General features: G+C 38.2%; 26 protein-coding genes and 1 pseudogene. 15 read left to right on the top strand and 12 right to left on the bottom strand.

All coding sequences use genetic code 11. The annotated features are described in order from the left end of the window. Positions 1 to 583: 583 nt before the first annotated feature. Both ACKGJN_RS15580 and ACKGJN_RS15575 read right to left on the bottom strand, forming a co-directional pair. Positions 584 to 964, bottom strand: coding sequence for a hypothetical protein (locus ACKGJN_RS15580; protein WP_409540478.1), 381 nt, complete (start codon positions 962 to 964; stop codon positions 584 to 586). Positions 965 to 967: 3 nt separating this feature from the next. Beyond that, positions 968 to 1,417 carry a hypothetical protein gene (locus ACKGJN_RS15575; RefSeq protein ID WP_409540477.1) on the bottom strand — a complete coding sequence of 150 codons (450 nt, stop codon included), beginning with the start codon at positions 1,415 to 1,417 and terminating at the stop codon, positions 968 to 970. A 666-nt stretch (positions 1,418 to 2,083) separates the two neighbouring features. On the opposite strand from ACKGJN_RS15575, the gene ACKGJN_RS15570 reads away from it, so the two are divergent. From ACKGJN_RS15570 to ACKGJN_RS15535, 8 genes and pseudogenes are all read left to right on the top strand, one after another. Beyond that, positions 2,084 to 2,800, top strand: coding sequence for a hypothetical protein (locus tag ACKGJN_RS15570; protein WP_409540476.1), 717 nt, complete (start codon positions 2,084 to 2,086; stop codon positions 2,798 to 2,800). A gap of 203 nt (positions 2,801 to 3,003) precedes the next feature. Further along, positions 3,004 to 3,372 carry an ArsR/SmtB family transcription factor gene (locus tag ACKGJN_RS15565; RefSeq protein ID WP_409540475.1) on the top strand — a complete coding sequence of 123 codons (369 nt, stop codon included), beginning with the start codon at positions 3,004 to 3,006 and terminating at the stop codon, positions 3,370 to 3,372. Continuing rightward, a complete protein-coding gene (gene merTP / locus ACKGJN_RS15560; protein ID WP_409540474.1) occupies positions 3,369 to 3,965 on the top strand; it encodes a mercuric transport protein MerTP in 597 nt (198 codons plus the stop codon). Before ACKGJN_RS15565 ends, merTP begins: the two co-directional genes overlap by 4 nt. After that, a complete protein-coding gene (locus ACKGJN_RS15555) occupies positions 3,962 to 4,102 on the top strand; it encodes an FAD-binding protein (protein ID WP_409540473.1) in 141 nt (46 codons plus the stop codon). Before merTP ends, ACKGJN_RS15555 begins: the two co-directional genes overlap by 4 nt. A 14-nt stretch (positions 4,103 to 4,116) precedes the next feature. Then, on the top strand, positions 4,117 to 4,332 hold the full coding sequence (locus ACKGJN_RS15550) for a hypothetical protein (RefSeq protein ID WP_409540472.1): 216 nt from the start codon (positions 4,117 to 4,119) through the stop codon (positions 4,330 to 4,332). Then, positions 4,329 to 4,772: pseudogene (locus tag ACKGJN_RS15545) on the top strand (FAD-dependent oxidoreductase); the annotation flags it as partial. The gene ACKGJN_RS15550 and the pseudogene ACKGJN_RS15545, both read left to right, overlap by 4 nt. Before the next feature lie 147 nt (positions 4,773 to 4,919). Beyond that, positions 4,920 to 5,174, top strand: a complete 255-nt coding sequence (locus tag ACKGJN_RS15540; protein ID WP_409540485.1) for a hypothetical protein — start codon at positions 4,920 to 4,922, stop codon at positions 5,172 to 5,174. A gap of 56 nt (positions 5,175 to 5,230) precedes the next feature. Beyond that, the gene (locus ACKGJN_RS15535) at positions 5,231 to 5,449 is read left to right on the top strand and encodes a GDCCVxC domain-containing (seleno)protein (RefSeq protein ID WP_409540471.1); all 219 of its coding nucleotides are present in this window, start codon (positions 5,231 to 5,233) and stop codon (positions 5,447 to 5,449) included. A gap of 318 nt (positions 5,450 to 5,767) precedes the next feature. Here ACKGJN_RS15535 and ACKGJN_RS15530 read toward each other — a convergent pair whose 3' ends face one another. From ACKGJN_RS15530 to ACKGJN_RS15495, 8 genes are all read right to left on the bottom strand, one after another. Further along, complete coding sequence (locus tag ACKGJN_RS15530) at positions 5,768 to 5,941, bottom strand: histone H1 (RefSeq protein WP_409540470.1); 174 nt, start codon at positions 5,939 to 5,941, stop codon at positions 5,768 to 5,770. A gap of 441 nt (positions 5,942 to 6,382) precedes the next feature. After that, positions 6,383 to 7,342: an arsenic resistance protein gene (locus ACKGJN_RS15525; protein ID WP_409540469.1), complete on the bottom strand. Its 960-nt coding sequence runs from the start codon at positions 7,340 to 7,342 to the stop codon at positions 6,383 to 6,385. An 8-nt stretch (positions 7,343 to 7,350) separates the two neighbouring features. Next, on the bottom strand, positions 7,351 to 8,142 hold the full coding sequence (locus ACKGJN_RS15520; RefSeq protein WP_409540468.1) for a cation transporter: 792 nt from the start codon (positions 8,140 to 8,142) through the stop codon (positions 7,351 to 7,353). After that, positions 8,139 to 10,673, bottom strand: a complete 2,535-nt coding sequence (locus ACKGJN_RS15515) for a heavy metal translocating P-type ATPase (protein ID WP_409540467.1) — start codon at positions 10,671 to 10,673, stop codon at positions 8,139 to 8,141. Before ACKGJN_RS15515 ends, ACKGJN_RS15520 begins: the two co-directional genes overlap by 4 nt. 159 nt (positions 10,674 to 10,832) lie before the next feature. Next, the gene (locus ACKGJN_RS15510) at positions 10,833 to 11,246 is read right to left on the bottom strand and encodes a Fur family transcriptional regulator (RefSeq protein WP_409540484.1); all 414 of its coding nucleotides are present in this window, start codon (positions 11,244 to 11,246) and stop codon (positions 10,833 to 10,835) included. A gap of 184 nt (positions 11,247 to 11,430) precedes the next feature. Beyond that, positions 11,431 to 12,600 carry an efflux RND transporter periplasmic adaptor subunit gene (locus ACKGJN_RS15505; protein WP_409540466.1) on the bottom strand — a complete coding sequence of 390 codons (1,170 nt, stop codon included), beginning with the start codon at positions 12,598 to 12,600 and terminating at the stop codon, positions 11,431 to 11,433. A gap of 92 nt (positions 12,601 to 12,692) precedes the next feature. Beyond that, the gene (locus ACKGJN_RS15500) at positions 12,693 to 17,039 is read right to left on the bottom strand and encodes a CusA/CzcA family heavy metal efflux RND transporter (protein ID WP_409540465.1); all 4,347 of its coding nucleotides are present in this window, start codon (positions 17,037 to 17,039) and stop codon (positions 12,693 to 12,695) included. 85 nt (positions 17,040 to 17,124) lie between these two features. Beyond that, on the bottom strand, positions 17,125 to 17,448 hold the full coding sequence (locus ACKGJN_RS15495; RefSeq protein WP_409540464.1) for a DUF6660 family protein: 324 nt from the start codon (positions 17,446 to 17,448) through the stop codon (positions 17,125 to 17,127). Positions 17,449 to 17,946: 498 nt separating this feature from the next. On the opposite strand from ACKGJN_RS15495, the gene ACKGJN_RS15490 reads away from it, so the two are divergent. Continuing rightward, entirely contained in the window at positions 17,947 to 18,363 is a 417-nt protein-coding gene (locus tag ACKGJN_RS15490) for an STAS domain-containing protein (protein ID WP_409540463.1), read from the top strand. A gap of 66 nt (positions 18,364 to 18,429) precedes the next feature. Here ACKGJN_RS15490 and ACKGJN_RS15485 read toward each other — a convergent pair whose 3' ends face one another. Then, a complete protein-coding gene (locus ACKGJN_RS15485; RefSeq protein ID WP_409540462.1) occupies positions 18,430 to 18,639 on the bottom strand; it encodes a hypothetical protein in 210 nt (69 codons plus the stop codon). A gap of 227 nt (positions 18,640 to 18,866) precedes the next feature. After that, complete coding sequence (locus tag ACKGJN_RS15480; protein ID WP_409540461.1) at positions 18,867 to 19,154, bottom strand: type ISP restriction/modification enzyme; 288 nt, start codon at positions 19,152 to 19,154, stop codon at positions 18,867 to 18,869. On the opposite strand from ACKGJN_RS15480, the gene ACKGJN_RS15475 reads away from it, so the two are divergent. The 6 genes from ACKGJN_RS15475 (at position 19,153) to ACKGJN_RS15450 (ending at position 24,900) form a co-directional block, all read left to right on the top strand. Then, positions 19,153 to 19,278, top strand: a complete 126-nt coding sequence (locus ACKGJN_RS15475; protein ID WP_409540460.1) for a hypothetical protein — start codon at positions 19,153 to 19,155, stop codon at positions 19,276 to 19,278. The two genes, ACKGJN_RS15480 and ACKGJN_RS15475, sit on opposite strands and share 2 nt — an antisense overlap. Before the next feature lie 252 nt (positions 19,279 to 19,530). Further along, positions 19,531 to 21,069, top strand: a complete 1,539-nt coding sequence (locus ACKGJN_RS15470; protein WP_409540459.1) for a SulP family inorganic anion transporter — start codon at positions 19,531 to 19,533, stop codon at positions 21,067 to 21,069. Between the two features lie 324 nt (positions 21,070 to 21,393). Further along, a complete protein-coding gene (locus ACKGJN_RS15465) occupies positions 21,394 to 21,726 on the top strand; it encodes a hypothetical protein (RefSeq protein WP_409540458.1) in 333 nt (110 codons plus the stop codon). A gap of 101 nt (positions 21,727 to 21,827) precedes the next feature. Then, positions 21,828 to 22,334 (top strand): hypothetical protein, encoded by a 507-nt coding sequence (locus ACKGJN_RS15460; RefSeq protein ID WP_409540457.1) that lies wholly within the window; start codon positions 21,828 to 21,830, stop codon positions 22,332 to 22,334. Between the two features lie 404 nt (positions 22,335 to 22,738). Next, positions 22,739 to 23,938 (top strand): porin, encoded by a 1,200-nt coding sequence (locus ACKGJN_RS15455; RefSeq protein WP_409540456.1) that lies wholly within the window; start codon positions 22,739 to 22,741, stop codon positions 23,936 to 23,938. A 26-nt stretch (positions 23,939 to 23,964) separates the two neighbouring features. After that, complete coding sequence (locus ACKGJN_RS15450; RefSeq protein ID WP_409540455.1) at positions 23,965 to 24,900, top strand: PstS family phosphate ABC transporter substrate-binding protein; 936 nt, start codon at positions 23,965 to 23,967, stop codon at positions 24,898 to 24,900. Positions 24,901 to 24,925 lie beyond the last annotated feature (25 nt).

The raw sequence follows: 24,925 nt of genomic DNA, 5'->3' as shown, positions 1-24,925 counted from the left end.
TTATCGTGAATATTAAAGATACTCGATTACTGCTTTTTCATTGATGCTAAAAACAATGCTTAATTCAGTCTCGAATCGAAAGTAGATGCTCGCTTGCTTAGCGGATTGTCCTGCGGACAATTACGCTCCCCAGCTCGCACAGTTTTTATACGAGACGTTTGAAATTTATAAGAACCTGATTTTAAAATTTTTGTAAAGGATCAATGCAGATTGGTCCGGGTCAAATTTGGGCCAAACGTATGTTCATTAACATTTTGTAAGCAATGAAAAACAAGGGGTTAAGCGAGGGTGAAATGGTGAAATTTCGGGTTATTAAATCCTGTTCCCGCTACTAGGAAGAAACCACCACAATTAGGTGGTTTTTTTTATTCTATTTATCTGGTTTTTTGAAAGGTGGTTTTATAACGCAGGTTCAATTCTGCTTTCGTACGACTACTATGCGCTGTATCCTAGGGATAGGACAATTTTTTGAATTAAGAACTTATATACACTGGTAGCACAGGTTTTATTCAGATAATGTTATTATCTCAAAAACCAAGTTGTTTCCTGTCTTGTACGTTTTATGGAAATTTGGTGATTTTATTCAAGCATAAATCATTCCAGCAGCAGGTATAGCCAAAAGAAAGGCCGTCGAGTCCAGTAATACGCCAAATCCTAGAGTGACAGCACCTCCGTAAACAAGTAAACCAGTTGTGAGAACAGAAGTCAAAAGGGGATTGCGTTTCAAATATGCAATATCAGTTATTTCGAGTTTTTCATTTTTTATTATAATGGAATTGTTCTCTATTTTAAATCGTCCAGAAATCTTTTTATCGTCAACTGTTTTAATAGTTATTCTCTTGTTTTCTTTAAGAACGACTTCTTTTTGAGTATTTTGGTTAGTTATTTTAATGGCTTTCTGCTCTTGAGCCCATAAGATATTCACGAAAAATAAGCTTATAAATAAAATTGTAAACTTTTTCATAGTTTAGTTTCTTATGTTAGATGATGAAGTACTTGATGGGTCTTCATCTTTTCTCCAATTTTCAATAATGTTTTGATTATTATCCGAGTAGGTAAAGGTGATAATGTCATCTATAATTTGAAATCCATATAATTTTTGAGTAGCGTCATAATCAAATTGAATAGTGTTGTTTGACGTGTTTAATTCAAATACACCGTTGGTTTCATATCCAGCTCCAAAAGCCCTGAATTCTCCCCTAAGGTCACTAGGCTCAGTATTCGTTTTAAATTCAATGTAATCACAACATTCAACTGTTAAGCTTGAAATTCCATTTACTACTCGTGTTTCAAGTTTCCACTGTCCTAGAACGCCAACTTGCTCTAAGTTGTCAATTTGTTCCGACTCTTCTTTATTACAGCTCGAAAATGCAATTAATGTGAAAACAAAGAGAATTTTTAAATTTTTATATTTCATTTTTTTTTTAATTCACAACTAATTTATTTAGAACATTGTAAAAATTCATCGCTGATACATTATTTTTATGTTAACATCGGCTGTTACTTGTTTAAAAAGTCATACAACGACATCGGGTGTGAAGCATAAGGTATTTTCGAGCTGAATACTTTTCCGATAAGAACCTATATGACCCCGTCACAAAACCAGTTCATACAGTACTGGAGATTTACAGCAGTTAAAGTGACTATGGTACCTTACTTTCTAACAGTATCGGGGAATTTTAAAACGATTTTAATCAATAAAATAATATTAATTACCCTATCAGTACCGAAAAGTTTACTCCTTTTGAAGGTTTGCCACAGCCATCAAATTCTCAATAAATTGGTTCGATATTTCAATTTTTCCCGCTACTAAATTAGAAGTCATTTAGCTGTTAACCAACTAAATGGCTTTTTTCTTTCCCGAATATTTCCCGAAAAAACTATTATTAATTAATGTTTTTTTAAAACTGAGGTTCCGAATTTGCTAATTACCTTAAAACATTCTTTAGTATTCAATTAGATGTCTGACTACAACAATTTTTATTTTAGTTCGTTATAAATAATACAATATAGTTCCCGCACTTACTCCTTAACGGGAGTTCTGGCGGGATATTTGTGTCCTCTAAATCTAAAACAAATAAAAATGAAAAAATTATTTTTAAAAATGCTTGCAATTACTCTTGTAATTGGTGTTTCGGCTTGTAGTTCAGATGATTCTGCGACTACAAAGGACACATTACTTTCAATACAATTTAATACTGTTACATCTCAATTTGATACCCAAGCCCAATTAAATGCATCATCTTCCAAACAAGCGGCTTCAGGTAGTTTCAAGTTCAATGATGGATTTATTATGATATCAGAACTGGAGTACGAAGCTGAAACAGAGAATGATTCTCTTTCGTTAGAATTTGAGATGGAGGGAGTTGTAGTAATAGATTTTGCAACAGGAATACCCACGCCAGATATAAGGGCAATAACAATTCCTGCAGGAACTTACCAGGAAGTGGAGATAGAAGTAGAGCTATTTGATGACACCAATGAACCTTCAATAGTACTTAACGGCATTTATACCTCCCCTGATGGAGTAGAACATCCCGTTCGTTTCGAATTTGGTTCAGGAGATGAGTTTGAAGTGGAAAGGGAAGGAACAATAGTTTTTACCGAAAATCAATCCGCCATTGCTGAAATCACTTTTGACCCGTCTCTTTGGTTTGCTAAGGTTACTGATGAGGACATGGAAAGTGCTACTAAAAATATGGATGGTATAATAGTTATAAGTGAAGACCACAATACCGATATTTTTGACATTGTTGAAGAAGGCTTAGAGTTAGCTACTGACTTGGAGATAGAAAACTAACAAAGTAAAAATTTCAATAGATAAATTAGTTTTAACTATCGGAATCAAATTAAGTAGAACGTTAAGAGGCTGTCTGAAAAGGCAGTCTCTTTTATTTTTAGTGATTTGAAATATCATCTCCAGTTCGAGTCTTCCTACCTTCTTTAAGATTTTTATGTATTTAAGTTATTGCTTAAATAGTTTATTTCATATACATTTGTGAGATGGAAGAGAATAGCTGCATACGGAAAGAGGCCGATTTGAATCAAATCAGGCGGTGTAAAGAACAAATATCAGAAGCTCAAGAGGCAGTAGGTGCTTTAACCGATAAGCTCTCATTGGTGAGTAATAGCGTAAGACTAAAGATTCTTTATATCCTTCAGACAGAAGAAAGGTTATGTGTTTGCGATTTAAGCGATATCCTGAATATGACCATACCAGCGGTTTCCCAACACTTGCGAAAGTTGAAGGATAGAGATTTTGTGAAATCGGAAAAGGAAGGTCAGACCATCTTTTATTCACTGCGGAATGACCATCGAGAACTTCTTACCCCCTTTTTTAATTTACTGAACCATCAAACTGAAGCTATATGAAAACAAAAAATGGATTGCTCGGAGTGGGCATCTTAACTGGTGTCGCTAGCTCCCTTTGTTGCGTAACTCCAATACTTGCTCTGATAGCAGGAACAGGAAGTTTAACAGGTATTTTTAGCTGGTTAGAACCTTTTAGGTGGTCTCTGATGGTGGTTTCGATACTGGCATTAGGGTTTGCCTGGTATATAAAAATAAGGCCCACCAAGAGCGAAGATTGTGGCTGCGATACGGAATCCCGATCTCCATTCTTCCAATCCAGGACATTTCTTGGTGGAGTAACTGTTTTTGTGATACTAAGTTTGTCATTTCCATATTATGCAGAAGCTTTTTATCCTTCCAACGAAAAAAAAGTAGTCTTCGTCCAGGAGCAAAATATTCAAACGGTGGAATACTTAGTTAGTGGTATGACATGCGGTTGCGAGGGTCACATAAAGAGCGAAGTTAACAAGCTGAATGGTATTGTCTCCTGCCAGGTGTCTTACGAAGAAGGCAATACTATTGTCAAATTTGATAGTACACTTACTAATGTCGAAGAAGTGAAAACAGCTATTGAACGCACAGGATATAAGGTCACAAATAATCCAGAACAATGAAACAATATGATGTTATAGTAATTGGTTCAGGTATGTCAGGTATGACTGTTGCGAACAAGTGTGCATCCAAAGGTTTAAAAGTCGCTGTAACAGATGAGTTTCCTTACGGTGGAACTTGTGCTCTTCGGGGGAAGTAGATTGGAAGGACATCATGGCCTTCAAGCAGGAATTTGTAAATGCAATGCCTAAAAAAATTGAAAAGGGATACAAACAAAACGATATCGACACCTATCATGGTGCTGCCTGCTTCATTACGAATGATTCGATTAAAAAAAACGAATCGGAAATCTTGAAGGGAGATAAAATTGTTGTTGCCACTGGAGCAAGGCCCCGTCAATTAAGATTTGAAGGTGGCGAGCATCTTTGACAAGTACGGATTTTTTAAATCTTCAGGAACTACCAAAGACCTTAATCTTTATTGGTGGTGGGTATATTGCCTTTGAGTTTGCACATATAGCTATGCGATGTGGAGCAGAAGTTACCATTATACATCGGGGACCTCGACCTTTAGAAAATTTTGATAAGGATATAGTTCACTATTTATCTGAAGCAACATAAAAACTTGGAATAAAATTAGTGCTTGAAACGAACGTCATAGGAATTAAAAAGGAAACAAACGGTTACACCGTTGTCGGTGATAAGCATGGTTCCGAAACAGAGTATACTGCTGAAGCGGTTTTCAACAGTGCAGGAAGAGTACCACATATAAATGACCTGGATTTGTCTGCTACATCTATTAGCTCAAACAAAAGGGGAGTTGAGGTAAACGAATATCTACAAAGCGTTTCAAATCCGTTTATTTATGCTGCTGGTGATTCTGCCGACACTTCAGGACTAACCCTGACACCAGAAGCAGTTTATGAAGGTCATCTAGTTGTTTCCAACATTATCAAAGAAAATAAGAAGACACCACATTATCCACCCATTACGTCAGTGGTATTTACTTTACCAGCTATGGCTTCCGTTGGGTTAACCGAGGAAGAAGCGATAAAGAAAGGATTGACCATTAAAGTAAATTCCAATGCGGTGCCAGAATGGTTCAATGCAAAACGACTTAATGTCCAGGAATATGCTTACAAGACCATAATCGATACTGACAAAGGAACTCTTTTGGGTGTTCATCTTATTGGTCCAGACGTTGAAGAAACCATAAATTTTTTCTCTCTTGCTATGTTTAAATCGATACCAGTTAAAGACTTAAAAAAATGATTTATGCATATCCAACAATGGGTTCGGATATCTCATTAATGCTATAATAATTAAATATGAAAACTATCTTAAAATCTATTCTTACTTGTCCTCATTGCAAGGTTTCTAAGGAAGAAATCATGCCTACAGATGCGTGTCAATTTTTTCATGAATGTTCAAATTGTGGTGTCACTCTCAAACCTTTAAAGGGCGATTGCTGTGTGTTTTGTAGTTACGGCTCAATTCCGTGTCCACCCATCCAGGAATCACATTCATGTTGTGGTCCTGCAGATTAAATTTAAATCCGAAACAGCCTTTAAATCCTGTATAAACTGGTTAGATATTTCAATTCTACCCGCTACTAGTAAAATCAGGGCTTCACAGAAATGTGAGGCCTTTTTTTATTGGAGCTGGTACAACATTTGCCTTTTTTTAATCACTTATAGCAGTTTGTTAAGGAGAAATGTTAGAACAGATAAGCAAACCTATATATAGAAAGAAAAACTAAAAAGGAATCAGCGTAATGTGTGTTAGTGTAGGGCAGAGAAGCTAACTAGTTGGGGGTTGATCTAATTCTTTTAACTAAAAAAAACCTCCTAAAAAGGAGGTTGCTTTTACTTTTTTGACTCTGCAACAGAAACTTTACGGAATTCTTTCAATAGCTTTTCCAGCTCCAAAGATGATTTTCTTGCTCTGGTTCCGGCGCTTTTATTGCCATCTAATTGAGTTGCAGCATCTTTTTGGAAAGATTCAAAAGTAGTTTGGATGTCTTCAATAAGTTTTTTCATAATAGTTGATTTTTAATTTAAGTATGCTAAAATAACAGAATAAACTTTGTTTCCCTTAAAATTTGGAATTTTCTGGGTAATAATAAAAATCACATTACTTAAAGTGTTACGAAGTCAAAAATCTTCCCTCGAAATAATTTTATTTTCAGCTATTTATTCTGCTCTTTTTTCAAAATTAGAAGCTCTTCCGATTTTTCTTTATTTAGAAAACCCTTGCTAAAAAGTTCACTCCACTTTTCAGAACCTTTTTTTATTCTCCCCCTTAAATTCTCCACTGATTTTTTAGGTATACCGGGCCTATGCATAGTCGTATCGAAATCGCGTTTTTTTAGTTTTTTCTTTTTGATCTCGGCCAGATACTGGATATAAGCAGTGATTGTCCGGATTATCAACCTGCAGGTCTTGCGTTGATTGTTCATCCCTGGATGAGTCTTGAATTTTTTATATGGACGTTTTTCTTATTCTCAGTAATACCTGAGAAACCAATGCCAATATCGGTAACTCCAGCAAAGGTCCTATCACCAGCGCGAGGGCAATTAATGGATCTTTTGGGAAAGCAGTCAATGCAATGGTAAGTGCAATAGGGGAGTTTCGGGCAAGAGTGGTCAAACTCAGACTTACCGAATCTTCATAATTAAATTTTAAAACAAAACTTCCAAATCGGCTTACCAGGAAATTTATAAGAAAAAACATTAGGATTGGGATCAGGAGAATATAAAGTACGCTAAGGTTATTAGTTAAATATTCTCCCTGGAATGCAAACATAGCTGTGATGGCCAAAGCCAAAAAAATGATTTGTGCAGTTTCAAAAAAGGGAAGGATCTTCTTCTCCATCAATGCTGTTTTTCTTCGTTTAAAACTCCAGTTTTTTATAAGTTGTGCAATTAGAAATGGAACCAGAAGCACGAGAAGAATACTTTCCCATAAAATTGGGGTGTCCACAGATCCCGATTTTCCGAAAAACAACAGTAAATAAACGGGAAGAAGGATCAATTGTAAGATTAAATTTACCGGTAAAACCGCTGCCGCCAGGGAAGTGTTTCCTTCGGCAATTCCGGTAAAAATCAGGTACCAGTCTGTGCAGGGAGTTACCATCAACATTACAAAGCCTATCCATAAACTAAGGTGATCCTGCAAAAGGAGTAAGCCTAATAAATATGCTAATATTGGGGTCCATACGAAATTGATCACCAGATTTGCCGATATGAATTTATGGTTGGAAAAGCTGGAAAGCAGGTTCTTTAAGGGAATATTCAAAAATAAACCGAAAAGCATCACCATAAGGAACGGGACGATAAGGTATTCTGCAAAACTTTTAATAGCTGCAATTTGTCCCAGAAGTAAGCCCAGGCCAACCGCTATTGCTATTATTAACGTGTGATATTTGTTTAAACCAATCAAAACGGTTTCTATTTTGAAAGTTTTAATATTTTAATGGCTCCCCGCATTACAAAAGTGAATACAATTGCCCCAATCAACAAATCCGGCCATTTGCTATCAAAGAAATAGACCAGGGCTCCCGCCAGGATCACCCCACCGTTCACTATTATATCATTAGAGGTAAATATGGCGCTGGCCTGCATGTGGACCTCCTTGCTTTTGGCCTTGTTTATGAGCCATAAGGAGATGAGGTTACCTGCTAAGGCAAAAACAGAAACAATAATCATCCATTGAAACAAAGGGGTTTGACTACTTGTAAGGAACCTGCGAAAGACTTCTATAAATCCCAGACTAGCTAAAGCCATTTGAAAATACCCGCTGAATTTTGCAACTTTCTTTTTCCTGGAAATAGCACCTCCAACGGCAAACAGGCTAAGAGCATATACGATGGAATCTGCCAACATATCCAGTGAATCTGCAATAAGGCCCATAGAAGAGGATATCCAGCCTGTGATCATTTCAATAAGGAAGAAACCAAAATTAATACCCAATACCCACCAAAGAATACTTTTTTGTTTCGATTGATCTTCTACAACTGGCATTTCAGCCTCTTCTGTTCTTAGTAGTTTTTCACTGAATTTCAATTCTGAAATGGAGGAATGGATTTCATCGATTGCACCTGAATGATATATCTCAAGTTTTCTGTTTGGGATATCAAAATCAAGATATTTTATCTGATCGTAAGATTCCAATTTCATCCGGATCATCTGCTCCTCTGAAGGGCAATCCATTTGACTGATTATAAAGGTGCTTTTTTTCATTTTTTATAAGCTAAAAGTCTCAAAGCATTAAATACAACCAGAAGTGTTGAACCTTCGTGAATAACTACAGCTACTCCAATATTGGCAAAACCGAAAATAGTGGCAGGGATCAGCAAAGCAACGATTCCCAGGCTTACCCAAAGGTTCTGCTTAATTATTGACTTGGCTTTTCTGCTCAAGCCTATTGCAAAGGGCAGTGTTTCCAACCTATCGGCCATAAGGGCGATATCGGCTGTTTCTAAGGCAACATCGCTACCTGCGGCTCCCATCGCTATTCCTACGGTACTATGGGCCATAGCAGGGGCATCGTTCACGCCATCACCTACCATGGCCACTTTAGATTCCTGTTGTTTTAATTTCTTAATGGCCTCCACCTTTTCTTCGGGCAGCAGGCTCCCCCAGGCATCGGTTAGGCCAATTTCCTTAGCCACAGCATCAGCAACCTTCTGATTATCTCCGGTGAGCATAATCATTCGCTTAATTCCTAATTTCTTTAATTCTAAAAGGGTTTCTTTAGCGGCTTCCCGTGGGGTATCCATCAGGGCAATGATCCCTATGTATTCCTTATTTTTTCGAAGTAGCATAGTAGTATTACCTTCACCTTCAACATATCGTACTTTTTCAATGATTTCTTCGGAAGGCTTATCATCATTAAGTTCTTCAAATAATTCCAGGTTCCCAATATAGATATTATCATTTCCTAATGAGGCTTTAATTCCTTTGCCTAAAACAGCTTCTAAATTAGATGCTTCCGGGATGGTATTTCCTTGCAGACGTTCTTTCCCATCGCGCACCACAGCTTTTGCCAATGGATGGTCGCTAAGGCTTTCAACCGCAACTGCGAGTTTAAGCAGTTCCTCTTCTTTAATATTTCCCAAAGGAATAACCTGGGTAAGTTTGGGTTTCCCTTCTGTTAGCGTTCCGGTTTTGTCAAAAGCCAATGCGGTAATCACTCCTAAATCTTCCAGGGGGCGGCCTCCTTTAATAAGTACACCTCCCTTGGCTGCCCTTGCTACTCCGCTCAATACCGCACTGGGCGTAGAAATAGCCAAGGCACAGGGACTTGCAGCAACAAGTACGGCCATAGCCCTATAAAAACTGGCACTGAATGGTTCATTTATGACCAAAAAAGCAAAAAGCAGGATTACTACGAGGAGAAGTACAGCGGGAACAAAATACTTTTCAAATTTATCTGTAAGTAATTGCGTTGGGGATTTTTGCGTTTGTGCCTCGTTGACCAATTTTACCAACCTGGACAACGTAGAATCACTGGCTTCCTTAATAACTTTTATTTCAAGGGTATTGTTTCCGTTAATGGTTCCCGAGAACACACGATTCTCCGCCTTTATATCATCTACTTTTGAATAGTCTTTGCTGGGATCTTCTACCGGCACCTTATCTACAGGAACACTTTCCCCCGTAATGGGTGCTTGATTTACACTGCTTGTTCCGTGAACCACGACTCCATCGGCAGAAATTTTACTGTTGGGCCTAACTACAATGACATCTCCAATATTCAGTTTCTCAATTCCCACTTCTTCGGTTTGTCCGTCTTTTTTTAATAAAGCAGTTTTAGGCGCAAGATCTGACAAGGCGGCTATAGATTTTCGGGCTTTGTTCATCGCATAATGTTCCAGCGCATGCCCCAGGCTAAACAGGAATAACAGCAAAGCTCCTTCTGCCCATGCACCCAAAATTGCAGCCCCAATTGCGGCAACCAGCATTAAGAAGTCGATTTCAAAACCGCCTTTGGCAACCGTTTCGATGGCTTCTTTGGCAGTAAAATAACCACCAAAAAAATACGCGCCTATATTCAGGGAAAGGCTGATCCAATCTGGGACAGATTCCAGAAAGGACAGGCCAAATCCAATACCAAGCAGTACACCACAAATTATAGCAAAAATAAGTTCGGTGTCCTTCCCGAAAACTCCCCCGTGCTCATGAGCTTGCTTTTCTCCGGCAGCATGGCTTTCACCTTCTGAAGCCTTATGAACCTTTCCGGAAGTTTGCTCTTTACTTACTTTTTTCTTTAGATCTGGTTTAGTCTTTTGTTTTGCTTTGATTAAACCATCCTCACCGGTTGACCTTTCTACAATTTCGATATTTTCTTTTTCCAGTTTTTCGGTGATAAGGTCAAAATTGGTTTCATTCTTATCAAACTCCAAACGAACCAATCCTGCGGCAGTTACCGAGGCTTCCAGTATGCCTTTAATATCTAATAGCTTTTTTTCTATCAGACGGGCTTGGCGCGTATGTCTGATTCCGGTAACCTTTATAAGCAGATGCCCGTACTTTTTGGTTATTTCTGCTCCGACTCGTTCCGCTATGGTTTGAATCCGGTCAATGGAAATTTTATCAGGATCATAGTGGAAGCAGAGTTGAGGAACACCGTCTTCTTCTTTATCTGAAATGTGAACCTTTTCAAGGCCATCTTTAGCCTCCAGTTCATTGATAAGTCTTTTTACACAGGTGTCTTTCTCACTTGTAACCTGAGGAAGTAGAACCGGAATTTTAATTTGGATTTTTTGCATAATAAATTTTTTTTCCACTTTAGGATGATTTATTATCGTAATTACGATAGTCATGAACTTTGTGAAAATGCTATTAATATCTTAACAAATCGTATCTGCACTTTTCTTATCAAAAGGTAAAATTTTATTTTGATAGATTTGACTAAAACTGGAAATCTACTACTTGTTACATTTGTCACAAATCCCTTTAACAACCAGGTTCACATCTTCAGCTAAATAACCTTGGGGCAGGTTAATGTGAGGAATTTTGTGTTGGGTGAAACAGACCGTTTCATCGCAATTATTGCAATGAAAATGCAAGTGCAAGTCGGTATCAATTTCACAATTACAGTTTTCTTCGCACAAAGCATATTTTGTAACACCCGTTCCATCGTCAATTTGATGGGCAATACCGCTTTCCACAAAGGTTTTTAAGGTACGGTAAAGTGTTGTTCTTTCAGAATTGTCGAAATAGTCTTCAATATTTGTTAAACTAACTGCAACTTTCTTATTCAAAAGGAATTGTAAAACCAACAAACGCATGGCTGTTGGTTTTACTTTATTCTTCTGCAATATTTTCTCTAAAAGGTCCATTTGATTATAGATTATATCGTTCGGTAATGGCATCCATTATTTTTTGTATTTTGTTCTGTTTTACAACTTTTTCTTAATCAGTCAAGTAACTGCCACTTTATTTAAAGCCAATATTGATCACCAGAAGGGGCATTGCGTGTAGAACTTGCTTTTCTTTTCCTATGTTCTCCGCATTATTCATATTTTAATGGCTATGCCCGCCTTCCCCTTTTTGCATTTCTGCCATAAGGTAATAAGCATTGTTAAACGCAATCCTCGTTTCCTTTGGTAAATCCTTCAAAAGCTTGATTTCGACCCAATTTCCCTGCTCGGTTCCGGTTATAATTTCTACCGGCTTAAAACTCCAGGCATCTCCTTCCTCTTCCGCAGTAAAAGCGTAGAATTTTTCGCCATCTCTTACAATTGCAGATTCGGGAAGGGCCGTTGAACGTTGATTATCTACCGCAATTCTACCGCTTACGTACATCCCGGGAACCAGGTTACCAGGTCTGTTAATAATTTCTGCATGAACGTGAACCGCTTTTGGATCCTCTTCAAAATTCTTACTTACAGAAATTATTTCTGCCTCCAGTTCAATATCGGGTAATGATTCTATTCTGAAAAACACTTTTTGGCCTTTTTTTACTTTAGCCACATCTTTCTCAAATACCATCAAATCGACGTGAACATGTTCGGTATTGATAATATGAAACATTTCCGTTTGCGCCTGAACAAATTGCCCTATTTTTATATTAACTGCCTGGACAGCTCCGTCGATAGGACTGAGTATAGGAACCCTCTTCTGAATATCGCCCTTTTGAACTAATTCCGGATTGATGTTTAATTGTTGTAGTTGAGCTTTAAGCCCCACAACCTGTCCCTTAAAACTCTGTAACTCTGCCTCGGCCCGTTGAAAAGTCTCTCCCGAGCCCACTCCGGCTTCGTAAAGCTTTTTCTGCCTGTTAAACTCTTTTTCCTGAAAATTTAAACTATTTACGGCATTCATATACTTCGTTTGAACCTGAATTATTTCCGGGTGTTCAATGTATGCTAGAACATCCCCACGCTTTACTTCATTTCCTTCAATCACACGAATTGATGTGACGTTCCCGCCAATTACAGGGGTGACGATAGCCTCACTCTGTGGCGGAACTTCGAGTTCGCCATTTGCCTGAACATATCCACTCATCAGTCTTGATGATAGGGTGTCAATTTTCATATCCAGGGCATCAAATTGCTGCTGTGAGAGCATAGCTTCCTTAACAGGCGATGCTTCTTTCTGCTGAATTGTGACTGACTCTTTTACCTCCTTTTTACTATCTTCCTTACAGGAAAGGACGAGAAAAATTGCGAGTATATATATTGAAAATTTCATATGTTTATTTTATTGTTTTAGAGGTCATATATAACATCCATATAAACATTTCCCTGTGTGAGAAATTTTATTCTCATGGATGTTTCATCTGTTTATTTTTTGTTATTTATGTAAAATTCTATTTCCGCAAGGGTAATTTGATAATTTTCAAAAGCCTGCAATGCTTTTAACTCGGACTCCAGAGCATTGTCCAGGTTTTGAATAAAGGCTACGTACTCAATTGCTCCTTCCTTAAAAGCGAGCAAGGAACCTTCTCTTTGCTCTTCAAGTAAGGGTGAAGCTTCATCCCGATAAAATTCCCAGGAAGCCTTCCACCTCTTATAGTTGCGGAGAGCAATTTCATAATCTGATATTATTTGATCTTTCTGAAATCCGGCAGCTCTTTCAGCTATTTCCTGTTCTATTTGTGCCGCTTTAGCTTCACCGTAAGCAGCTCCCGAGAAAATAGGAATAGAAATTCCCGCTTGGTAACTATAAAAACCGGAAGTTCCATTTACTTTTTGAAGGCCATACTGAACATTGAGTTCCGGAAGGAAATCGGCTTTTTTTGCCGTATATGCTGCTTCTGCCACCGCTACCTCTTGTTCAGAAAGTTTAAAAAGAGGATGGTTTTCGGCAAAATCCTGGCTTAAAACAGCCTCATTTATTAATGCGTCTTCAAAATCTTCCGGTACATCATAATCTTCAACCTCTCCCAACCACAAATTAAGTTTTTGTAAAGCTGTCAAATAATTGGTTTCAGCTTCCTGCTTTTCAAGTGTAATCTGGCTTATTTCATTTTTTGCAGTCAACATTTCCAGCCTGGAAATTGCCTCTACTTCATAACGCAGTGTAACCGCCTGGTCGAACTTTCCGTAAAGGGAATCGAGTTCCTGAAAAAGCCGGTACTGCTGTTTAGCCGAAAAAGCACGGCTCCAGGCTTCCTTTACTTCCCTTACCACCTGAAGTTGTGAAAGGTCATAAGCTTCTTCTGCCAGGGCGATCCTTTCCTTATAAAGCTTGTTTTTCGGAATTATTCCGAAGATATCGATTCCCTGCTGTTGAACTCCGATGGTGGTGTAAATTCCATTGGCACCTCCAATCTCTTCTCCGCCTGTAAAAATTTGGGTTTGCCCAAGATCCCAGGCAGATTTTTTGAGTGCCTGTTCCTTATCAATTTGCGCCCGCTTGTTTTTCAGAAGTGGATAATTCTGCAATGCCAATTCCACTGCTTGCTTCTGCGTCACCGGTTGAGTCAATTCGCTCGTTTGAGCTTTTAAACTACCAGGAAGGATAAGTAAGAGAAAGACAATTGCAAAGCCTCCGCTCAGTGACGTTTTACTTTTCATCCTGCCCGATCTTGTTTCCACCCATTTATATAGAATAGGCAAAATGAACAGGGTTAGCAGGGTAGAAGTGATTAATCCGCCAATAACCACTGTTGCCAAAGGCCGTTGCACCTCGGCGCCCGCAGAATTTGAAATAGCCATCGGTAAGAACCCGAGAACATCGGTAAGAGCTGTCAATAAAATGGGCCGTACTCTTCTTCTGGCCCCAAGGCTGATTCTTTCATTTATATTCTTCACACCTTCCTCTTTTAATTCATTGAAACTGCTTATTAATACCAGCCCATTTAAAACGGCTACTCCAAATAATACAATAAACCCAACTCCTGCAGATATACTAAACGGCATATCCCTTAGCCATAAAGAATATACTCCCCCAATTGCGGCAAGTGGAATAGCTATGTAAATCATTGTGGTTTGTTTGAAGGATTTCAAGGCAAAGAAAATCAGGATAAAAATGAGGAGTAAGGCAATGGGAACAACTACCTGCAACTTTTTACTGGCTCTTTCAAAATTCTCGAAAGCACCTCCGTATCTAATATAGTATCCGGGTGGGAGTTTTAATTCGGAATCCAGTTTATTCTGAATATCTTCAACCACCGACTTAACATCCCGATTCCTTATATTCACTCCCACATACGTCCGGCGATTGGTGTTTTCCCTACTAATTTGCATCGGGCCGGACTGATAACTTATTTCAGCTACTTCCTTTAATGGAATCTGATTTCCTGAAGGAAGCGTAACATACAAATTCCGGATATTTTTGATGCTGCTCCTGTCTTCCTCCTGTAAGCGAACCACCAGATCAAAACGTTTTTCACCTTCAAAAATAACCCCTGCGCTTCCTCCTGCAAAAGCCGTTTGAATAAGGGAATTGAGCTCCTTTATCTGAAGGCCGTATTGAGCAGTCTTGTTCCGGTTGTAGTTAACGGTGATTTGAGGCAGTCCAGCTGTTGCTTCCACTTTCATATCTGCAACACCCTCTACAGTAGAAATAATTTTCCCCATTTCCTGAGCTTTACTTGCCAAAATATCCAGATCATCACCATATAATTTCACGGCAACATCTTCCCTCACTCCGGTTAGAAGTTCATTAAATCTCATCTCCACGGGTTGCGTAAATTCATAACTCACTCCCGGGATAATACTTATGGTCTCTTTAATCCTGGTTATAAGTTCATCTTTTGTTGCTGCAGAGGTCCATTCATCCTTATCTTTTAAAATAATGAAGCTATCTCCAATATCCATTGGCATAGGATCGGTTGGTACATCAGAAACCCCAAAACGAGTCACTACTTGTTCAATTTCAGGGTATTCATCCAGCAAAAGCTGTTCAATTTTGGTGGAGGTGGCAATTCCTTCATCAAGGGAACTCCCGGGTTTTAAAATGATGTGAAAAGCTATATCTCCCTCGTCAAGTTGAGGGATGAATTCCCCACCCATTCTGGTAAACATTAAAATTGCCAGGGCAAAAAGAGCTATAGCAAGCCCCAGAATTATCTTTCCTCTTTTTAAAGATTTGTTCAGTAAAGGTTCATATTTGTCCTGCAGCCAAACCACAAACTTGTCCCCATAAGATCTCTTTCGGTTTTTCTTCTCTTTTAGAAAAAGAGCTGAAATCATTGGAACATAGGTCAGGCACAGAATCATCGCTCCCAGCATAGCAAACATAAATGTCAGCGCCATTGGTTTGAACATTTTCCCTTCCACACCTTCCAGGGCAAGAATCGGAAGAAATACAATAAGGATGATTAGTTGCCCGAAGAAAGCTGAATTCATCATCTTTTTAGATGAAGTTGTGGCAATGGAATCCCTTTCAGCCTTATTTATTTCCCCTCTTTTCTTCATACGTTGATGAATTGTAAAGACGGTGCTTTCCACAATGATCACGGCTCCATCCACAATGATCCCGAAATCTATAGCACCCAGACTCATCAAATTCGCCCAGACGTCAAAAACGTTCATCAGAATAAAAGCAAATAAAAGAGAGAGAGGAATAGTTGAAGCAACTATGAGTCCTCCCCGCCAGTTTCCAAGGAGCAGCACTAGAACAAATATTACAATAAGTCCACCTTCCAGCAGGTTTTTTGTGACTGTAGAAGTGGTGTCACTAATGAGTTCGCTTCTATCCAAAAAAGGTGCTACAGAAACCCCTTCCGGAAGGGATTTTTGAATTTGCTGAATTCGTTCCTTTACATTATCTATTACCTCATTAGAATTGGCACCTTTCAGCATCATTATCATTCCGCCTACGGCTTCCCCCTGCCCGTTTTTTGTAAGAGCTCCGTATCTCACGGCACTGCCTATGCGGACATCAGCAATATCAGCTATTGTTATGGGAATACCACCGGAAGTGGTTACTACGATCTTTTCCAGATCCTCTATACTTCTGGCAAGTCCTTCCCCGCGAATAAAATTTGCCTGATGATTTTTTTCTATATAAGCCCCGCCAGTATTCTGATTGTTATTTTCAAGGGCGGTAAAAACATCTGATATGGAAAGCCCAATAGCTTTTAATTCATCGGGATCTAAAGCTACTTCATATTGCTTGATCATACCACCAACGCCGTTCACCTCAACAACGCCTGGCACCATTGCCATTTGTCTCCTTACAATCCAGTCCTGAATCGTCCTCAGCTCGGTGGGAGAATATTTATGCTTGAATTCCTCTTCCACCTCGAGGGTGTACTGATAGATTTCCCCAAGTCCGGTTGAAATAGGGCCCATAGAAGGCTGTCCAAAACCTTCCGGAATTTCGTTCTTAACTGCATTCAGTTTTTCACCTACCAATTGGCGGGGGAGATAAGTACCCATATCATCTTTAAAAACGATAGTTACAACGGAAAGACCAAACCTTGAAACAGAACGTATTTCCTTAACCCCCGGAAGATTGCTCATAGCAATTTCTACTGGGTAGGTAACAAATTGTTCAATGTCTTCGGTTCCTAAATTGGGTGCCTGGGTGATTACTTGCACCTGATTGTTCGTGATGTCGGGCTGGGCATCCACCGGAACCTGAAAAACGCTCCAAATTCCTGCTCCAATTAGCACCACTGTTAGTAAACCAATAATGAATTTATTATTGATCGAGAAATCAATGATTTTATTAATCATAAATGATAATTTAATTCAGTTTTTAATAAGAAAAAATATTGGCCAAAGCCAATAAGGAGAGGATATAACTATCCTCTAAACTGAATTAAAGTCGGGGAGGCTGAAAATGGGAATCCAGTATTTCTATCCCGGGATTCTCTGCTTTTTGAACTATAAGATTGGGAATCTCCAGATCCAGAACTTCGAAATTACCGGGGTGGAAATTTACCACGTGAACGTGGCAGCAGTGGCACTGACAGAAAGGAGGACAACCGTCGGATTTATCATCGTGTTGCTGATCTTGATTATCCTGGTTAAAAGTTAAGTTAACAGAAATAGTATCCTGATCGTTTGATTCCACCGTGTCATCACAAGGTATAAAATTAAGACCAAGGAAATAAAAAGATAATATGAGTGCGATTATATTCACGAACGCAAAGATAGGAAATTATAGATGCACAGGCTGTGCAAAAAAAAAATGCTGACCGTAAGGTGTTGCGGGGATTTTAAAAATTGATTCAGCATTTTTTAATATTTCAGAAATTTTATTTATGCTTATCCGTTTAGAAACCTAAAAACGTCTCGACTTCGACGTGACACTTTTAGTTTGTAGGCTTTACAGGGGTTGCCGGGTTTTTAAATTATCGGATCCGATGTTTTCCTTTGAACAAAAAACTAACTTTTCTTCCAATAAATTTTTAGTTCCATTTTTCAATTTCAGCCATTAAATCATTTGCCTCAGTTAATTTTCCTTCTTCAGAATCTTTCATTGATTTATCGATTCTTTTATTGCACTCGTTTTTACTCATTGGCTGAATTTCTTTATTTAAACAATTGGGTTATTTTGGACTGTGCCGTTTTCTTAGCGGACGCACAACGGCCTTGATTAATGCAAGTGGCGAGGAGTAAGGACGCAAACTTATCGGCTTTGTTGAAATCAAATGATGAGGTTAGGGAACAGTTATTTGAAGAAGAAGTTCCAGAAATTCCAAAAGGAGTATTGCTCTATGAAATTAATGGTCCATTATTTTTTGGAGCTTCCCAAAAATTTCAGGAAGTAGTCACCGATTTAAATTTCAAACCCGAAATACTAATCTTAAGGATAAGAAATGTTCCATTTATAGATGCTACAGGTGTGAACAGGTTAAAGGAGATAAGCAACCAAATTAAAGAAAAAGGGATTCAAATAATTATATCCGGGGCTAACCGAAAGGTGAAGGAAGAGTTATTAAAAGCCAATGTTTATGCATTGCTTGGCAAGCATAATATTACCGATAATATCAAATTAGCCATGGATAGGGCCCCAAATTGTTTTAAAGGAGAAAATTTAATTTTCTGGTACTGATATTTTTCCCTATCGTAAATAGCAGAGAAATACGATTCTTGTTTTTGAACGGAAAAGCTTATTATACTAAAGTAAGTTCTGGATATCCTTCATTTTACCATTTTCAGATTTTCCTAAAATAACAACATCTTTACTCTCCTTATATTCATCGATGGCCAGGAGGAGTTGGCTTTTGGTATCTCGTCGAATTTTGACTCCAGATTTTTGGTTTTTATTTCGGACTTCAATATAATAACCATCTCTCAGGTCTGTTGGTTTTGTGGAAGGTCTTCCCATAGTAATATTTAAATATATATTAGAAATTTAATCGTTGAAATATATCTTCTGTCGTTTTAAAATGATAAAACTGGCACAATCAGAGAATTAAATTGATTAGGAACTGAAATTAAAATTATTTCGGCTCCCAGAATCTCCTGACGATAAATTGCAGGTTATCTCCCTTTGTATAACACATAATCTCTTAATCAATATCCAGGCCGGCTTTTGCTTCAAATTCGATAATTTCACCCTTTTTTTCTATTTACCCTATAATGATCTTGCCGAGTTAGAATTAAATTACTTTCCACCATAATTTCATCTTTTACTACTACTCCAACAATATCGATCTCCTTCATCAACCTGTCGGTTTCCGTGAGTGCCACGATAATTTTTTGGTAGTGCGAGAACTCACGGCCCTTGCGGTCTCTTAGCCATTTTTGAGCCGGTTGGTAACCACCGATGTATAATTCCCAGGCGAGCAGAGGTGCTTTATCAAAATATTGCTGCTCATTGATCCAGACTTTCCCATGCATGAGTGTCATCTATAAGTTCATAGCCCGGGCTGGTTTTGGTGATCTTTTTGGTAACGATGTGGTCCTCATCTTCGGGATAGCCGGTGATGCGCTTGGTTTGATATTAAAGATGTTTAATTCTTGATGGGTTTGACAGGTTATTCAGACCAAGCGTTCTCTGAAGACTTGAGTTATTAAACAGAATTTTGTTCAGGTCAAATCCGAAATAAGTATTACATTTGCAGCTTCAAAAATAAAAATGAAAGAGGTTTTTAAAAAATATACTTACTGTCTTCCTGCGGTTACTCCGCCCTGAGAATTTCTGCCCTTCATCCACATTCTAATTCCTTATTACTATATCTCCGGTAAGCTTATAAGCTCCTAATAAAATCCATTTATGCAGAAGATTTTCAATTTATTCGATTTTAAACAAAAAGTAGATTACAAGACTGAAATTTTATCGGGACTTACTGTTGCACTGGCACTTATTCCTGAAGCAGTTGCTTTCGCTTTAATTGCTGGCTTATCACCATTGACTGGACTTTATGCTGCATTCGTAGTTGGATTGGTCACCGCAATATTAGGTGGTAGGCCTGGAATGATTTCGGGAGCTACTGGTGCTGTAGCTGTAGTTATTGTTGCACTGGCAATTTCTCACGGAGTTGAATATGTATTTGCAACTGTAATTCTTGCGGGACTAATTCAAATTCTTGCTGGGATCTTTAGATTGGGAAAATTAATGCGACTGGTTCCTCACCCTGTAATTTATGGGTTCGTAAATGGTTTGGCGATAATAATATTCATGTCCCAGTTAAACCAGTTCAAGACAGTTGACAGTTCTGGAGAGTTGGTGTGGATGACTGGACAATCACTTTATGTAATTGTTGGGCTTGTGCTGTTAACGATGCTGATTATTTGGGGTCTGCCAAAATTGACTAAAGCTATACCCTCTTCATTGGTTGCGATACTCGCGGTATTTGGAGTCGTTGTGGCATTCAGTATAGACACCAAGACAGTTGGAGATATTGCATCAATTCAAGGAGGATTCCCACCCTTTCATATTCCTAATGTGCCTTTTTCCTGGGAAACCCTGGCCTTGATATTTCCTTACGCAGCAATAATGGCAGGGGTTGGTTTAATAGAAAGCCTTCTTACTTTAAATATTATTGATGAGATTACCGAAACTCGAGGAAGAGGAAACAAAGAAGCTGTTGCCCAAGGTGCAGCGAATATCCTTTCGGGTGTATTTTCTGGTATGGGTGGATGTGCGATGTTGGGTCAAAGTTTGATTAATGTATCTTCGGGTGCCCGTGCAAGACTATCTGGAATTGTGGCGGCAGTTGCGCTATTAATTTTTGTGATGTTTGGTGCTGGCTTAATTGAGAGATTGCCAATGGCGGCATTGACTGGGCTAATGATGATGGTAGCGATTGGAACCTTTGAATGGGCGAGCTTGAGGACCGTCAATAAAATGCCGAAATCTGATATTTTTGTTATGGTAGTGGTGACCCTGGTAACAGTCATACTACATAATCTTGCCCTGGCAGTAATAGTAGGAGTAATAATTGCGGCTTTAGTTTTTGCCTGGGACAATGCCAAACGAATTAGAGCAAGGAAGCATGTTGATGATAAAGGAGTCAAGCATTACGAGATATATGGACCTTTGTTTTTTGGTTCGGTTGGTGCATTCAATGAGAAATTTAATGTTTTAGATGACCCGGAGGAAATCGTAATCGACTTCAAAGAAAGTAGGGTCGTTGATATGTCTGCGATTGAAGCTCTAAATAAAATTACTGAACGCTACTTAAAGGTTGGAAAGAAAGTTCATTTACGGCATCTAAGTCCCGACTGTCAGAGACTGCTCCAAAATGCAGATAAGATAATTGACGTGAACGTGATGGAAGACCCGCATTATAAAGTAGCTGTTGATAAATAATCAGTAGTGTCCGGTAAAGAGTCAAGATCGTTCCGCATTCAGCGGAACTGCAAGAACCAGGAAAAAAGACTTGATTTTAATTAGATGATAAATGATTTCTGTTTTTTCAGAACACTTTAATTATCGATATAATTTAAAAACTCAGAAAAGTAAGGTGTTTATTAAAAATCCCATTGGACTGTGCAATGAAGGTGTGGTTTAAGCTTTCAAAAAAATGTTCAACGGACAACATTTATAAAGAACAAAAAATAATTCTTTTCAAAATTTTTTGTGTTTTTTTAACACAATTTGTCTCTACATTTGTTCTTTATTATAATTCGGAATATGCAATTTTTAAAAGTCCTTGGCCTTTTATCTTTCCTGGTTACAAGTAACCTGGCCTATGCAATTGCGATTTATGAAAAATCCCACCACCAGGAGGACTCTTCCAATTTTCCGCAAATAAATCAAGAATTACAGGTAGCTTGGGAGAGCATTCTTACAGCACCTTCGAATCTTCTTTTTTCGCATCCCAATTCTGCATTTGGCGAACCGGACTTTGTTTTTAGAGGCTCCAATTCGGCCCGCAAGGCAAATGCTTATATCCGCTATGCGGCTACTATAAAACCCGGTCTTGATAAGCAAAAGATCATCTTCCCTTTTCATACTTTTCTGTAATTAAGTTTTTCTGCGGAAATCTGTTTTTGTTGACAGGTTCCATAGCAGTCACCCCTGAACAGGCGACTTTCACTTAAAAGAAAACTTAATAATTATATATCATGAAATTAGATTTTATGCTGGTAACTGCCATTTTGGTAGTGCTGATATTTTTACCATTTGTACTGCTTCCGCTATTAAGAAACAGCGACCGTAAAAAACTCACTAATAAATTCCGGGAGGAAGAAAAAAATCACGAAATAAACTCACAACTAAAAGAAACCTGGAGCCAAAATTACATAGGTCTGGATCTTACCGAGAAGAAACTTCTGTTTGTGCAGAAGTCTGAAGAAGATTTTATTGTGGTGTTCATTGACCTTAAGATGGTTGCGGCCTGTGTGCCCAATATTGGGGAACTTGATGTTCAAAAAGAAGGGAAAACCGAACATTTGTTAAGACGGGTAAATCTGGAATTTTCTTTTAAGAACTCCGGGCTCAAAAAGAGTATTAACCTCTTTGATTACGATCTTCACTTTAATCAGGATCTGGAAGTAAGTCATGCCAGGAAATGGGCAAATCTTATTAGCCAGCAACTTAGCAACCAGTCCGTTTTAAAACGAACCGCTTAAGTATTCAAAAAGGGGATTTTAAATTTTGCTGAAAAGTTTAGGTTAATTGGAGATTCCAAAGTTTTGGATTCTTTTCAGCATACCTTTTTCAGCTGGATTTAAATTTTCTGAATCTTCCGGGATTTGTTATCTTTTACAGGATAACTTTAAATATTAGTGCCAATACAGGTTTTTAATTTAAATATTTCTTAATATTCTCTTTACACTTTACAGGGAAATAATTGTGAATTTTGAAATCTTAATGTTCATTAAGGATTTTCATATATTCTCAGTTTTTGTCGATTTAGATGTATGAACAGGTTGTCTTGGCCAGACAACCTTTTTTTTTACCTAAACATAATTCCCAGTTAACATTCAGGTAACATTAAGATCGGTTATTTGCATCGACAAAAACAGGGAAAATTATGACACTTAAAAATTTTTATATTACTGCATTTGCAGTATGTGTAAGCTTGTATGCGCAGGGACAGGATATTACAGAAAACAAATTCGGTAAAGGATTGATAAACGTAGTGGCTAAGGATAGCTCCTACAGCGCCTATTTTGGCGTGAGATTTCAGTCTTTAATGACCTCACAATGGGATGTTCCTGAGAATGGTGGTATTCAGGATGGAGAGACCAATTTTTTAATAAGGAGGGCTCGTCTCAAATTTGAGGGATTCGCTTACTCCCCTAAACTCACCTATAAATTTGAATTAGGATTGTCAAACAGGGATATTTCAGGCGCCTCTCAATTTACAGGTAATACACCACGGATTATTCTGGATGCCGTAATAAAGTGGAATTTTCATGAAAATTTCGAATTATGGGCAGGACAAACTAAACTGCCGGGAAACAGAGAGCGGGTAATTTCTTCAGCTAATCTGGAAACGGTGGATCGATCTCTCCTTAACAGCAGGTATAATATTGACAGGGATATTGGTGTACAATTACACCATTTCATTACTTTTGGGGACAATTTTATGCTAAGAGAAATAGTTTCCCTTGCTCAGGGGGAAGGCAGGAATATAACCACAGGGAATATTGGAGGTTATCAATATACCGGAAGGGCAGAGATTCTTCCTTTTGGCGATTTTTCCGATTATTCAGGGGCAGATCTCAAGCGGGAATCACAGCCAAAATTGGCCGTTGGAGTAACTTATGATTACAATGACAATGCAGTGAAAACAAGATCCAATATGGGTTCTTACATGTTCACCGATAATGGCTTTTTTGAAACCGATATTCAGACTTTATTTTTGGATGCCATGTTCAAGTATAAAGGTGTTTCCGTGATGGCTGAATATGCCGACAGGAGTGCAGACAAACCATTTGCCGTAAATTCAGATGGTACAGAAACCGGAGATATTGTAAATATTGGAGAAGCATTCAACTTCCAGGCTGGATACCTTTTTGAAAATAATTATCAAATTCTTGGACGCTTTACAAGCGTAAATCCGGACGATGATTTTTCTGAATTAATAGAAAATCAATACACCCTCGGATTGTCCAAATATCTGGTTGGACATAAATTAAAAGTACAAACCGATATAAGTTATACAGATCTTAATCAGGATCAATTTGATGGTTTGATGTACAGGTTACAATTTGAATTTCATTTATAAAAGAAATAAACAATAAATAGCTACTTATGAAAAAATTAATTTTAATTACCGCTGTTACATTTTCAGTATTGTCCTGCGGAAACAATAAAAAAGATCAGGGAGGTTCCGGGATCTCTATTGATGGATCCAGCACCGTTTTTCCCGTTACTGCTGCTATTGCTGAAGAGTACCGGGCAGAAGCTCCGGATGTAAATGTTACTATTGGAGTTTCAGGAACCGGAGGGGGGTTTCAGAAATTTACCAAGGGAGATGTCGATATCACTAATGCATCAAGATCTATAAAAGAGGAAGAAAAAGCCATTGCAGAGGAAAACAATATCAATTTTATTGAGCTTGAAGTGGCCTACGATGGTCTTGCTGTTATTATAAATCCTGAGAATGATTGGGTGCAATGTTTCACCGTAGAACAATTGAAAATGATATGGGAACCAGCTGCACAAGGTAAAATCATGAGATGGAACCAGATCAATCCAGAATGGCCTGATGAAGAAATTCATCTTTATGGTCCGGGAGTAGCTTCAGGAACTTTCGATTATTTTACCGAAGCCATCATGGGAGAAAGCGGAAGCAGCCGTGGAGATTACACTGCCAGTGAGGATGATAATGTATTGGTGCAGGGAGTAGCCGGAGATAAATTCGGACTTGGATTTTTTGGACTTGCTTACTATGAGGAAAATATAAATAAACTAAAAATGGTGGGCGTCGATGGCGGTCAGGGTTGTATAGAGCCTACAGTAGAAACTGTGAGCACCGGGACTTATGCCCCTCTTTCAAGACCATTGTTTATTTACGTTAACAGTTCTTCTATTCAAAATAATCCTAAAGTGATAGACTTTGTTAACTTTTATCTAAAGGAAGTGCCTTCCCTTTTAAAGGATGTGGGATATGTTCCTTTAACTGCTGAAGAGTATCAAAGGGAGCAGAAGAAATTCAAAGATTTCGTTGAGGAAAATCAAAAATAATTTTTCAAACAGAAAATTGTCGGGA

Source organism: Gillisia xinjiangensis, from assembly GCF_046298265.1.
Lineage (GTDB): Bacteria > Bacteroidota > Bacteroidia > Flavobacteriales > Flavobacteriaceae > Gillisia > Gillisia xinjiangensis.
Note: the sequence above shows the minus strand (reverse complement) of the source record. Positions and strands in the feature narration are given on the sequence as shown.